This is a genomic window from Flavobacterium bizetiae (assembly GCF_024271895.1).
GTDB lineage: Bacteria > Bacteroidota > Bacteroidia > Flavobacteriales > Flavobacteriaceae > Flavobacterium > Flavobacterium bizetiae.
The window spans coordinates 4,525,298-4,539,732 of record NZ_CP091861.1; the positions used below are offsets into that span (position 1 = coordinate 4,525,298).

The 14,435-nt window shown below is 36.4% G+C and carries 9 protein-coding genes; 1 reads left to right on the forward strand and 8 read right to left on the reverse strand.

Annotation, left to right across the window (positions count from 1 at the left end; all coding sequences use genetic code 11):
- Positions 1–11: 11 nt before the first annotated feature.
- From L0669_RS18910 to L0669_RS18935, 6 genes are all read right to left on the reverse strand, one after another.
- Entirely contained in the window at positions 12–725 is a 714-nt protein-coding gene (locus L0669_RS18910) for a DUF1266 domain-containing protein (protein WP_263759395.1), read from the reverse strand.
- Positions 726–731: 6 nt separating this feature from the next.
- A complete protein-coding gene (locus L0669_RS18915) occupies positions 732–1,430 on the reverse strand; it encodes a hypothetical protein (RefSeq protein WP_173970243.1) in 699 nt (232 codons plus the stop codon).
- A 14-nt stretch (positions 1,431–1,444) separates the two neighbouring features.
- Complete coding sequence (locus tag L0669_RS18920) at positions 1,445–1,906, reverse strand: hypothetical protein (protein ID WP_263759396.1); 462 nt, start codon at positions 1,904–1,906, stop codon at positions 1,445–1,447.
- 280 nt (positions 1,907–2,186) lie between these two features.
- Complete coding sequence (locus tag L0669_RS18925; protein WP_425250462.1) at positions 2,187–3,977, reverse strand: rhamnogalacturonan lyase; 1,791 nt, start codon at positions 3,975–3,977, stop codon at positions 2,187–2,189.
- Between the two features lie 747 nt (positions 3,978–4,724).
- Positions 4,725–6,851 (reverse strand): hypothetical protein, encoded by a 2,127-nt coding sequence (locus L0669_RS18930; protein ID WP_263759399.1) that lies wholly within the window; start codon positions 6,849–6,851, stop codon positions 4,725–4,727.
- Between the two features lie 357 nt (positions 6,852–7,208).
- Entirely contained in the window at positions 7,209–10,619 is a 3,411-nt protein-coding gene (locus L0669_RS18935) for a DUF4450 domain-containing protein (RefSeq protein ID WP_263759400.1), read from the reverse strand.
- Between the two features lie 227 nt (positions 10,620–10,846).
- On the opposite strand from L0669_RS18935, the gene L0669_RS18940 reads away from it, so the two are divergent.
- On the forward strand, positions 10,847–12,355 hold the full coding sequence (locus L0669_RS18940) for a rhamnogalacturonan acetylesterase (protein WP_263759401.1): 1,509 nt from the start codon (positions 10,847–10,849) through the stop codon (positions 12,353–12,355).
- A 120-nt stretch (positions 12,356–12,475) separates the two neighbouring features.
- Here the strand turns inward: L0669_RS18940 and L0669_RS18945 are convergent, their stop codons facing one another.
- On the reverse strand, positions 12,476–12,652 hold the full coding sequence (locus tag L0669_RS18945; protein WP_055095391.1) for a histone H1: 177 nt from the start codon (positions 12,650–12,652) through the stop codon (positions 12,476–12,478).
- A gap of 318 nt (positions 12,653–12,970) precedes the next feature.
- A complete protein-coding gene (locus L0669_RS18950) occupies positions 12,971–14,299 on the reverse strand; it encodes a rhamnogalacturonidase (protein ID WP_263759403.1) in 1,329 nt (442 codons plus the stop codon).
- Positions 14,300–14,435 lie beyond the last annotated feature (136 nt).

The following is a 14,435-nucleotide window of genomic DNA, read 5'->3' on the forward strand; positions in this document are numbered from 1 at the left end:
TGAATTTGCGTTTACAAATACTTTTTATTCTTTAAAGGGCTTTTTTCGTTATGAAGTAAATCATCTGCAATCTGAATCATTCCGCTGTTGTTTGGTCCTCCCCAAAGTGCTCTTCCAAAAATGTAACTAATGGTGTATTCCTGCCATGTGCTACAATATTTTTTTAGATCTGTAAATGATTTTCTAAGATATTCTTTCATTTCTGACTCTGAAAGATACCCCGTCTCATAACAGCAACGTGATAAAAATGCTCCCCTTCCGTAATTCCAGGCAGCATCTTTTATTCTTTTTATTTGGGCAAAATCTTCAATGACATTTTCTTCTATAAGTTCAGGTACCACATTGTTTAGATTTCGATAAATATCTAAGTAGCCTCTAAAAATTTCGTCTTCGGCAGGAAGATTTGATTTTAAAATAGCAACGTAGTTGCTTTTATTTTCGAAAGCATCATAAACGAAATTTATATATTGGTCTTCGTTTCTATTTTGCAAATCCACAAGTATTTCGATTGCCGTTTCTTTATCAAAAACGCTCCAATATTCTTCTAGAAGCTTTTTTATTGTGGTTTTACTGAGTCCGGTTTCATACGAATTAAGATAAGCAGATTGCTGTTCGGCATACATCGAACTGACTAATAAATAGTCTAATTGCTGACCAACAACTACATTTTTATCGTTTAATCGTATACTTTTAAACGCATTGAAAATTTTTGAAAATAAATTCATTTGCCTTTATGATACTTGTAAGTTCGGGAACTTGTTTTGCAAAACTTTTACGAAGTTCTCTCCTACTACCTGATATTTTGCTCTTGTTAATAATTGTTTGTTCAAGTTTAAAAGATCAGTTGGATCCGGTACATAATGCAATCTGTCGTGAATTTCAAGTGCTAAAGGATTTCCTTCTATATTAAATGTAATGATATGTGTTTTTGGTAAATACTCTTCAGATGATTTTGAGTACAAGCCTAACTGTGATTTTAAAACACCTCCATATTCTAATTTTGCATCTTCAATACGGAAATTATCAAAAATAACATGCTCATCTAATTCTCCTACAGCATCAGTACTAAAAAAGTGCAAATCATTGTCACTCAAAACCCAGAAACATTCCGTTTCTACTCGTTGAAGTTTTACGCCCACAGCAGAAAGTGCCACGTTTTTTAATCCGTCGCTTACTACTTCCTGAACTTTATTTGCTTTTGTTTGAGGAACAGATGCAGACGTGTAAGCATCAATTGATTTTCCTTTCATCCATTGTTTTAATTGCGAAAAATCTTGTTTTAAAACTTCTTCTTTATGAAGATCGTATTTGGTTCTTTCAAGATCTAAATCAATTTCGTTTTTTGCGGCTGCATGTTTTTTATTCATGATTACCATAAAAATGATACCGGCAATTACTAGTACAACGGGAATTAAAAAAAGTGGATTCATAGTTTAATTATTTATTAAAGGTTAATTGGTTTCACGTCTTTCTTTTTGTCTTTTCCGAAAAAGCTATAAAGAATTAAGCATAACACTAAAAACAGGATTATTTTTCCGCCATATTGCGTATAAAATCCTAATTGTAGCAGTTGCGCTTTGTCTAATTTATTGGTGCTTAAAATTTTTTCGAGCTGTTCATTCGACAACTCATAATAACGGTCAGAATCTGGTTTTGTTAATACTAACTTTGGTTCCTGAGTAATCCAGACCGGAATCCATGCTATGCTATATTCCTGATGTAATCTGCCAAGATCTAAATATGTATTTGATTCTTCTTTTGAAAGGTATTCGTTAATGTCCGGAAGATAGGACACAATCTCAATTTTGTCGAATTTACCTATGGGTATTTTTGGTCTGGCTATAGCCAAATTGTAAGAGCAGAAAGTAATAATTGTTGTTAAGAGAAACTTCTTTATGTAAATCATCTTTTTGTCGCCTTAGTTTTATTTTGCTTTATTTATGGATTCGTTTATAACTTATAACACAAAAAAAGTGATGCGTTATTACACCCAAAAAAGCTCAAAACAGAAGCTTCTTTTAACATTTTTGCTCAAATATATTTAAATTTTCTTACAATAGGCAATAAAAAAATTAGATTTTACATTTTAATAAAACATAAAATCTAATTTCTAAAATATTTATTCTGATGTGCTTTAAATGTTAAAATTATCGTTTAAAAAAATTAATAACTTTAAAAATTACGTTTTAATTCTCCTTAAATTTAACGAGTACAATATTTGGTTTTGGTGCAGGTTTCATACCCACTCCCATATAAAAACTGGTATGTGGCGGCTGATTGTATCCCACATTTTGCCATGCTACGCTCAGCCTGTATTGTGGATCGTGCATCAAAGTATATTGCCTTATTTCTGTTGGAATTGTGGTCGAATAAATTCTTAATTCGGTATTATCTTCAGATCTCAGGATTAGTTCTTCGCGCCAGTCTCCTAAAATATCTGCAGAAAGTGCGGGTGTGGATTTTGTACCATTATTAGATGCCGCTCCTGTTGCAGTAAATAAGCGGCCTGCGTTGTATTTATCGATATAATTAGAGTTTAAAAGCTCTCTGGAAGTATCTCCATCCCAATAAATTAAAAAATTGATCGAACTTGGTGCTTTTCCTATTTCATTTCCTTTCATATCGTGCAAAAACGGAGATCCTGACCACCAGCATTGTGCACCTTTTCGGGTTGGATCGATATTGTCAGCAACCCCGCGACCTACATCTTCGTTGATAGAACCGGTAAATAAAACTTTTCCGTCAGCGGCAGAAAACAAGGTAACGCCCGGGCCTGTGGTTCCGTTTTCGATTTCATGAATTCCAAAAACTTCTAAGCCAGGAACATCAAGATCAAGATCTGAAACATGCAAAGCATCTCCGTGTCTAAAACCCGTTGTGTACAATCCTTTTCCGTTATCATCGACACACATCGATCCGTAGATGATTTCGTCTTTTCCGTCGTTATCGACATCTGCCACAGATAGTCCGTGATTTCCCATTCCGGAATATGGATTGTCGGCATCTTTGCTATCAAAAACCCATCTCGAGGTTAGTTTTTTGTCTTTAAAATCCCAGGCTGCCAAAACGGTTCTTCCGTAATATCCACGGCACATTACTACACTTGGATGAATGCCATCGAGATAAGCAATACAAGCCGTAAAACGATCAATTCTGTTGCCTTTGGTGTCATTTCCTCCGCTGCCGCCATGTCCGCCCCAACCGGCAAGATCACCACGTTCCGGAATATAATCTACGGTGGTAATTAGTTTTCCGGTTCTTCCGTCAAAAACAGAGAGGTATTCAGGGCCTTTTAGAATTTTTCCTAAAATGGGAGAATTGGGGTCGCGTTCTACCCAGTCTTTTGAGGGATCGCCTACTACATTATTTTCGCTGTCGGTCGTACCATCGGCAGTTTTACATACAAACTCGGAGATGCCGTCGCCGTCTAAATCGTACACCATAAATTGTGTATAATGTGCGCCTTCACGAATGTTTTTCCCCAGGTTTATTTGCCATAGAAATTTTCCATCTAAGGTATACGCCTGAAATATGGGCGGATCTGTGATTCCGGTATGGGAATTATCATGCGCCTTTCCGGTCATGTGTACAATGAGATCGTATCTTCCGTCTCCGTCTAAATCACCAACCGAAAGATCATTGGGGATATATCCTTCAACCGGTTTTAATTTTATTGATAAATAGTCTTTGTCCGGACTTTGGGCAGGAATGGTAAAACTGCCTTTTGCGTCGCTTTCTTTTCCTTTAAAAACTGTTTTTATAAACCACGTATTTTCTTCCTGACTATTGGCTTTGGTATCTACAAAATTAGTTGCACCCAAAATGGGTTTTTCGTTTAATTTGATGGCTTTTTTAGTACCAGATTTTCGGTATAAATTAAACGCCAGATCATCAGCATCTGTTCCTAAAACTCTCCAGCCAATAAAAAACTGACCTTTGTCTTTTATAGCGATTACACCACGATCTAGATTTTCCATTTGCCTTTGCGCGAATGAAAATAAGCTTGATAAAAGAAATAATATTACAATTTTATTCTTCATAATTGGTAGGTTTATGGTTATTTATGGGCCACGGATTAAATGGTTTTCACTGATTTTTTTTTCTCGCGCAAAGTCGCGAAGTCGCAAAGTTTTATTTTTTAAGTTTATTGTTTTGTGCTTCTGGGGCTTTGTGTATTTAAATTCTAGAAAATAGTAACAATCTGTTTTATTACCCACGGATTAGGCGGGTTTTGGCTGGTTTGTACTGATTTTTTTTATCTCGCGCAAAGTCGCGAAGTCGCAAAGTTTTGTTTTTTAAGTTTATTGTTTTGTGCTTTTGAGGCTTTGCGTATTTAAGTTCTAAAAATAGTAGCAATCTGTTTTATTGCTCACGGATTAGGCAGGTTTGGGCTGGTTTGCACTGATTTTTTTATCTTACGCAAAGTTTTTCAAATCAAATTTGTCATTTCGACGGAGGAGAAATGACACTCGTAACTCGACAAAGATTGGCTACATTCTATACGGTATTTCTTGTGTGATTTCTCCTCCGTCGAAATGACAAAATAAAATAACATATTATTCTGAAAACGAATGTACTAGCCCCGATAGAAGAGGAAATCCTTTTGTGCCGGGGTTCGGCACAAAAGATTGGAACGAATAGCGGGATTAGCTCCTAAAAATTATCATAGAAATAAAAAATCCGTGCCAATCCGTTTAAACCTGTCTAATCCGTGGGCCATCAAATCAAAACATCTTTTTAAATCCTTCGCTTTGTACTTTCCAGGTTCCGTCTTTCGGGAAGCCAGGATTTTGTTCTGTGGTTCCGTCCCAACCGGCGCACATCATGGCGACAGCGGTTAGCAATCCTCCGTTTCCGGGAAGGTAAAGCGTAAGTCTTTCTGCCTGATAATTGTGTCCGTTTTTTAGATAGGTATTGGTGGTTACGTTCATGAATAAAGCGTCAATTGCTTTTTCGGGCATTTGCAAACGTGCCGCTGACATTGCTGTCATTGGGAAATCCCATCCCCAGGTTTTATCCCATGTCCAGGTGTTCCAAACCAAATCGAAAGTGTTTTTCATGATTTTTTTATCCAGAAGCGATGTTTCCGGAAGCATCCCAAAAGTTCCTAATACAGATGGATGATCGGTTTTAAATTCCGGATTGGTATACGAATCTTTGGCACTTTCTGTTGCCAGATATACCTGATCTAATATGGGCAAAGGAGATAATTTAGCCAAAACGTTTTCCCATTTTTCAGGTACTTTTTGGTTTAATTTCTTCTTCCAGGCGATGGCTGTTTTCAAAGCCCAGTTCCAATACGCCAATTCATAAGTTGGATTAAAAGTTTCCATTGCTTTAAAACGTTCCTGCGCCGGAATAACGCCGGGGCCTAAAACATAACGATCTGTTTTACTGTCGTAATTGGCAAACGAAGCCATAAAATCAGCGGTTGCGAAAACACGTTCGCTATATAAATTTAAAGTGGCTGCGGTTGGTTTGGCGCGGTATATTAGTTCGGCATAGGTAATAAAATGCGGCTGCTGCCAAATTAAAAATGATCCTACAGAAGACGGACTTTCGTTACCATCTGCATCTACCATTTTTTGCCATCTTGCGCCTTCAAAACCTTGTCTTTTGGCGATATTTTTGGCTTTATCAAAAACTTTCTGGTACCATGGCAAGCTTTTCTCCAGTAGTTCAGGTCGGTTCCAAAGTGCGAAATGAACGCCGTGCCACCAATGCATTTCAAGATGCGGTTTTCCGTACCAGCTGTTGTAGGTTAATCCGGTTTCCTGCGGCGGTACTTTTCCTGTGCATTGTACTTTGGTTAGATATTGGGACAAGATTACTCTTCGCTCTAATTCAGTAGCGCGAGGATCTGTACTTCCTGAAAAATCTACAGCTGCCCCACTTTTCCAGAATTGTTCCCAAGCTTTTATGCTGCTATTTTGAATATCCGTAAAAGAGGAATTCGCTATTTTTTTATCTGCTAAAGCAAAAAGACAGCTTAATTCTAATGTGTTTGTATTGGCTGCTTCAATTACAAAATAATGATCCGAAGTTTTCTTAATCTGAGCATTGCCTTTCCAGCTTAAATTGACGTTGTACGAAATACTGTCCATTACGTGCGTGACAACAGCTTCGGTTTTTGACTTTTCTACGAGGGTACTTTTATAATCTTGTTTACCTTCGTATTTGGTTCCCATATCGGCCCAATCGCCTGTTGGAAACGGAATTCGTAAACTAATTTTTAAACGTTTTTGCTGTAATAAATCAGATTTTACTTTTACGCCAATAGCATCTTTTTGTTGATGCGAAGCCGTAAGAACGGTTACAGGAGTTCCTTCAACCTCAAAATAGCTTTCGATTTCTCCTGTCCATAAATTCAATTTTTGGGCAATTGATTTAATGTCTTCTGGTTTTGCCAGACTTCCGTCTTTCTTGATGATTTCAAAACCTAAATTACCTAATTGCAATAAATGCGGATTTTGGCGAAACCAATTTACGGCTTCAACTTTTCTCGCAGGTTCCTTGATCTGAACAGTATATGAAATATCTCGCCCGTATTGCTTATAATCTCTCAGGGTTTCTGAGAATTTATAATTATTGGTGTTTTTATAACTGTCCCAACCCCATTCTGACTGTGTTCCTAACGGGATTCCGTTTTGGTATTTTTTAGGAAAAGTCTGCAATCCTGTAGCATCTACAGTAAAAGCAAAAGCGCCGTTACCAACCGTTAGCGAAGCCAAAGTATCGATAGCCGTAATTTGAACATTATGCCTTGTTACCAATTCTTTCCGATCAATTTTTTGTTGGGCAAAAATGGAAATGGTAAACAGGAATGCAGTTATTAATTGATATTTTTTCATTTGGTTAGGTTTATGGTTTCAGGTTGAAATAAAAAATTAACCGCAAAGCACGCAAGTTTTTTATCTCTAATATTTGTTAAAAAATAAGTTCGCAAAGCTTTATCAATACAAAGCTTTGCGAACTTTGCTTTGTCATAAATCACGCAAGCATGAAAAGCTTTGCGTGCTTTGCGGTAAAATTTTAAACGGTTTCATATTTATATTTTTATCGGTTATTTAATTTTCTTATTGCCCGATTCATATATCGTCCCTATGGGACTCGAATGCTAGGGGCGTGAATATTCTATAAATATATCGCTCCTATGGAGCTTAAAATTTCTATTTCAAAATCTATGTTCTATATTCTATGTTCTAAAATTATCTCACCAAAGTCAAACTCATCAAACCAATCACCACATCATTGGCAATAGTTTTTAAAGTCATATTTTTTAATGTTTTGTTTTTATCTAATGGTAAATCCAGAATTGTTCCGGCGCCTCCATCGACGCCATAACCAGAGAATCCTTTTATAGTTTTAAAATCTTTGAAATCTCTTGTTATTTCTCCTGTTTTAAAATAAACTCTTGGTGGTTTTGGGGCATCGGTTGTAAAGGCCAAGCCATCAATAAAATAGTCCTGCTCGATGGGCCACCAGTTTTCTGGATTTTTTAGTGGCAGAATTTCCGATGTTCCGTCAGTGTAATTGATCGTGATTTCTCCGTTTGTGATTCGGCTTTGCATTGGGTTTGTCGTTCCTGCAAGCATGAAATAGGCATGAGAAGCTTTTCCGTTTAATGGAATCGTAATGCTTTCAGGGAAATTATCCCACATGGAGGTGAAGGCAATATTTTTTTGATTTTCATCAGAAGGCGTTTGAAACGGGATTCCGTTTGGCGTTGTAATCTGTCCGTTTGTTTTTGCTTTTTCGCGTAATCCTTTGTCATCGATTTTTACTGAAATATTGGGATAACACCAATTTCCAATTCCTTGTTTTGGCAATTGTAATGTTACTGTTTGTGGTCTTGGTGAGAGATATTCGTAATTGAAAATGTCCACTACTTTTGAGTTAAAAAATGATGAAAGCGAGATTGTTTCTGCTCGTTTTGATTTATCCAATGGCAGATCCCAGTTTGTAGTTTCTTTATTGAATTTATTTTCTTCTTTTATATTGACATGAATGGGTTTCCACCACGATAATTCGCCTTGCTTTAATTCTATAAAAAAGAGTTTATTGCCCACCGAATTCACTTTTGCCTTGAGCGAATTTTCCGTTTTCGAAATTTCACTTAAAACCAATTGAGGATCGTATAGGGATATAATTTTAGCTTTAGAAGTTTTTAAATCGAGTATTTCGTTTACAGCATATTTTTCTTTTGACTGAAGATTTTCTACCGAATTTCCCTTCCATTTAATGGCAATATCATAAACATTATTGTACGGAACTTCGATGCTTATTTTTGGATTTCCTATGTTTTCCGCAACTGACTTCCATGAAACTGATTTTCCGTTGACGGTAATGCTTTCTACTGCTTCGTAAGGCGAATTTAAAATTAGATTTAAATTCATTTTTGCCGAAAACTGATTCTTGATTTGATACTTTTCTTCTTTATTTTCTCTTTTAAAATCGATCGAAATATCCGGAATTGCTAAAGAAGCCTGATTCCATTTTTCAGGAAATCCGGGTTTGATGGTTAAAACTTCGGCCAAAGCATCGGGCTGAATTCCAAAAAGTCCTTCGACAAGAGTTCGTGAAGCCATACCTATTGGGTCAGCAAAATCGCGGTACAATTCGCCACGCATGGCATCCTGATACAAAAGCTGCTCAAAACCTCCCGGCGAAGCGCCTAAATACATGCTTTCTACCAAAGCGCTTTCCCACATTGTAAACGCTTTTTCTGATTGTCCACCTTGCCAGAAAGCCAATGAAGTGTGCAATTGTTCCGCTAAAGCCACATTATTTGTCGACCATGTATAAGGTTGCCAATTAGTTGTACTGATCACATAAAGATCCTTTTTGTCTAATCCTTCTGCCGAAATTGGAATATGCGGAATCTGATTGGTAACATAATCCAGCATTTGATAACTCTCGAAAGGATTCGATAATTCTGAATCGATAGTGTGATAAATGCTCCATATTCCGGGTGTATCGTGCAATAATTGGTTTCCTAAAGCGTCTTTGTACTCGGCAAAAATTCCTTTATTTGGTACCCAAAGCTGGCTGTTTGTCGCTTTTATAATTTTAGCTGCTTCCTTGGTAAACGGATTTTCATCTTGCTGAATTTTCTTTGCAATTTGTGCAACGGTTTTATTCGCATAATAATTATAGGCCGAAGAATGAATGACTCCTCCACCACTATATTGCAAGGCATCGCTGGCCCAAATTGAGGCATACGCATCGTACAATCCGTCTCCGTCGGGATCGAAATTTCTTTTTTCCCAGTTTAAATGTCGCTGAATTGTTGGCCACATTTCTTTTATGAATGTTGTATCCCCCGTCCATTTAAAGTGTCGTAACATCTGATCTATAAAAACCAAATTCATATCATAATGATGCGCCACGTTATTCTTGTTCGGGCTTCGGCTAATATACCCGCTGCTAAACATCGATGTTCCTATTTCTTCTTTCTGGCGTGCTAAATTTCTTTCTTCGTCAAATACAATCGGGCCGTTTTCAGGACTTGTTACCTGCGAATTACTGTAACTTGTAAAATGCGTTTTTGCCCGATCATGCCATCCCAAAGGATCTGCTGTATAAGCTCCTCGCCAGGCATTTAGATACATTCTCCAGGCAATCGCGCCATGAAGATAAGCAGGACTTTCCCAGATTCCGTCAGCCGCTATCGAGAGCGCAGATCCCAATGTATTAATGTAGGGATCAGGAGTTGAAACCTTTACTCTATTGGCTAAAAGTTGCGTTTGCTGCACTGACTTTTCATATAATTGAGTGATGCTTTTTTGATTGTAATTTGTCTTTGAATCTTCTGCCAAAAACAACCAATAATCTCCTTTTTCTGAAATCGTTTTTATTTTTCCTGTAATGAGACTCAGGGATTCAGGATTTGAAGTATAAAGTGCTAATGGCTTATTTTGCATTTTGGCATTGGCCAAACGAGTTACTGATTCCGGGAAAAATCCGGTTAGGTTTTTATTATTCCCTGTCTTTTGTTTGTTGCTTTCAGAGCCGTATTCTAATAGAAATGATTGTTTTTTGATCGTGTATTTATTATTGATACAATAATCCGGCTGAAGGTAAAAAACCGATTCAGGATCAGCGCCAATATCGCCATCACGGCTAAACTTTTTTCCGGTTGCTCCGCCAAAAGCCCAAATTAAATTCGTTTTTTTTGATACGTTTTTACCATATACTTTTACAATAAAACCTTCGCTTTCTTTTAAGGCTACAACATCAATAAACAATTTCCCCTTTCCTAAAATAGGATCTTGAATGATATATTGCATTGTTCCTAAAACGTAACGCGTATCAATTTTTGCTGTTTCGGTAATCCATTTGCTTTCATTTCCGTTTACGAGGCCTAATTTAAAATTCCCTCCCATTCCCGGCATATACATTGCAAATTCAGGCAAATCGCCGGTTTCTACTCTAAATCCCGTATTAGAACCGTACAATGCTCTGTTGAATTTTCTGGTTCCATTTTTTAAAACAAAACTATTTCCTTCCGGCGCGTAATGTATCTTGCGCGGAGTTTTATTTTCCTGTCCAAAAGCTACGATAGAACACATTAAAAATAAAGCTGTCAGGGTTTGAATAGATTGTTTTTTAATTTTCATAGTGTTGTAAAAAATGAATTATCCGTAGATTCGGATTATATTAGTTCGGTAATGCGGATGCAATTTCTTTGTTTTTTAGTGGTATAGTATCCTGTACCTACCTGATTTTTGCAATATAATAATTTATAATCCTATTGTATTTTAACATCATAGTACAGGATACTTTATAAAAACAGAACTGCTAGTTTTGAAATAACATCAAATTAACTATGTTACAATTTAACTATATGAAATCAATTAAATTACTTTCTTTTTTATTCCTTGTTTTCCTATTTTTCAATTTCACCTTAAAACAAGAAAATAAACCTACGCTTTTTATGGTGGGCGATTCGACTGTAAAAAATGGTAAAGGCGATGGTTCCGGCGGACTTTGGGGCTGGGGAGATTACATTGGACAGTTTTTAGATACGACAAAAATCAATGTAGAAAATCATGCTTTAGGCGGTACAAGCAGCAGAACTTTTCAGGACAAAGGCTTGTGGATTGCTGTTTTAAATAAACTAAAAAAAGGAGATTATGTCCTGATTCAGTTTGGGCACAATGATGATGGCCCTTTAAATGATAGTCTTCGCGCACGCGGAACGATCAAAGGAATTGGAAACGAAACCCAGGAAATTGATAATATATTGACCAAAAAACATGAAACCGTTCACAGTTACGGCTGGTACATTCAGAAGGTAATTCGTGAGGCAAAATCAAAAGGAGCGATTCCTATTGTCTGCTCTCCTATTCCAAGAAACGACTGGAAAGAAGGAAAAGTCCCTCGCAATAATCAATCGTATGGTTTATGGGCCAAACAAGTTGCCGATAAAGAGAAAGTAACTTTTATTGATTTGAATGATAAAATGGCCCTAGAAATGGAAAAACTGGGCGAACAAAAAGTAACGGAAACTTACTTTTATAAAAAAGATCATACGCATACTTCGGCCAAGGGCGCTGTACTTTCGGCTTCGGTAATTATCGATCAATTAAAAGAGAGCAAAAATTCTTTAAAAAATTATATTTTAAAAGACCCCAAAATTGTGCTTCCTGCCAAAAAGAAAGTGTATTTAATTGGCGATTCAACCATGGCCAACAATAACAATGATCCAAATGCTGTAGGTTGGGGAGTTCCGTTTCCTACGTATTGCGATACTACCAGAATTGAAGTCATTAATAAAGCCAGAGGCGGCAGAAGTACGAGAACTTTTGATCATGAAGGCCTTTGGGAGGAAGTTAAAAACAAGTTGCAACCGGGAGATTTTATACTAATTCAGTTTGGCCATAACGATGCCGGAGCTATTGATAAAGAAAAATTTAGAGGCTCTCTAAAAGGAAACGGCGACGAAACACAGGAAGTTACTCTTGCAGATGGCTCTAAAGAAATCGTGCACACTTTTGGTTGGTACATGACTAAATTTATTCGCGAAGCTAAAGAAAAAGGCGCTATACCCATTGTTTTCAGTCAAACGCCACGAAATGAATGGCCAAATGATAAAGTAGAACGACGAAGCGATACGTATGGGAAATGGTCTAAAGAGGCCGCCGATAAAGAAAAAGTGTTCTATATTGATTTAAATGAAGTCGTAGCGCTTAAATACGAAGCTTTGGGTAAAGAAAAGGTAAAGGCATTTTTCCCTAAAGATCATACGCATACTGGTGCGGAAGGTGCCAATTTTAATGCCTTATCGGTGGCAGAAAGCATTAAAAAATTAAAAGAATGCGGTCTTAAGGATTATATTGAGGTGAAGTTATAAATTATAAATTATGAATTGTGAAATGTAATCGGATTTCGTTTCTCTTGTTTATGACCTAACTAATCTAAATAAAAAACCTCGTTTAATTGCTTAAACGAGGTTTTATTTTGAATAAAAATATTATTTTTTTGATTCTTCGATAGAAACTTTTCTAAACTCTTTTAAAAGTTTTTCAATTTCTAAAGTAGCTTTACGAGCTCTTGGTCCAGCAGCTTTAACACCTTTTTCTGTTAAAGATTCAGCTTCTGCTCTAAATGTGTCAATTTCGGCGTTGATTTTTACTAATAGATCTTTCATGCTTATAATGATTAAATTAAGCCGCAAAAATAAAAGTTTGATTGATAGTTACAACATATTTCACGTTAAAATTATCAGTGTTTTTCGGGGTTCCCGTTAACATTAACTTTACCTCGCTTTTTTTTGCGAAGCCCGAAAGAACCAATCAACTACTAATCAATCACTTATTTATCCAACTCTCAAAAGAGAGGCTTACACGACGTGCAAAAAGCTGTTGAAAATAATTTTACTTTTTTTCTCCAAATCTTAAAAAACAGTCTCAAATTTTAACTTTTAGGCAATAAACAACCTGAAATAAGATCAGAATTTGAGGAAAAATTACTCAACTAACTGCTTATTCAGGTAAACATTTTTAAAATTAACCCCATTTATAATGTTTTTATCAATATCGGTTTTCGTGGCCTGAATATTTAAATTTTCAAATACAAAATTGGATAAGCGAACATTTGGATCATTTTCTACTCCGTAAAAAGTATCACATTTAAGCTGTATATTTTTTAAAATAACATGATCTCCGTACGACAACGGAACATCAGGACGTCCTTTTAAATCAAAAAATTGTTTCCAGGCAAAAACAGCCAGACACGTTTTCGCTTCTCCTTTAATATCTTCTACTCTTATATATTCATATCGCTGCGGTGTATCAGGTCTCATTTTTAGCCATAGTAATCGCGAAGCTCCATCTATTTTGCAATTACGCATAATCACGTTTCTATTGTATATCGATTCGCTTCCGTTTGTTAATGCCGAATGACAGAATCCAAAAGTGCAATCTTCTATGATAATGTTGGCATTAGGACCATTGTTTTTATCCTGATCTGCATAAGGTCCCTTCCCTCCTTTTAAAGCAATTGCATCATCATTCACCGAAAGGTAACAACCTTTTACTAAAAAATTAGTGCAAATATCAATATCGATCGCATCTGTACTTGGCGCTTTTGAGCCAATATGAGGAGAAAAAATATAAAGATCCAACAGTTTTACATTATTACATTTATAAAAATGATTCGTCCAGAAACCTGAATTAATTAGTTTTACATCCTGAAACTGTACGTTATTAGAGTTCCATACAAAAACCAATCGCGGTCTCGAAACTTCGAGATTGGTACATTTTGGATTTTCTTTTCGTCGCTCCCAAAAAGCATCCCAATACTTCTTTCCGTTTCCGTTAATAGTTCCTTTTCCTGAAATCGAAAAATTGTCTACTCCGTATGCATTAACCAAAGCGGGGAAATAATCCAGATTTTGGCCTTCCATTCTCGAAGGCATTATCGGGAAATCGGCAATATTATCAGAACCTTTCAAAACTCCGCCTTCAGAAACGTGTAATGTAGTTTTAGGTTTAAAAAATAATGCACCGCTTAAGTAAACTCCTTTTGGAATTACAATAACTCCACCGCCATTTGCAGCGGCTTTATCAATTACTTTCTGAATCGCAACCGTTTGAATTTTGGTACTGTCCTTTCCTACTCCAAAATCTGTAATGGTGTATTTTTTGCCAAGATCTTTCAACTGAATTTTAGAATAATCCTTAAACCAATTGGTGATTTCACTTCCGTCAGGAAATGTATCATTTGCATACTGCTGCGCAAAAGAGGTCTGCGAAAACCCTATGATGCAGATTAAAATTTTAAAAATATTTTTCATTTTTGGTTATGTGTTAGTATTAGTTATTTTTTTAGGAGCTAATCCCGCTATACGTTACAATCTTTGTCGAGCTTCTAGTGTGATCCTTCCTTCGTCAGGATGACAAACTTTGCGGTTAACAATCTTTGTCGAGTTT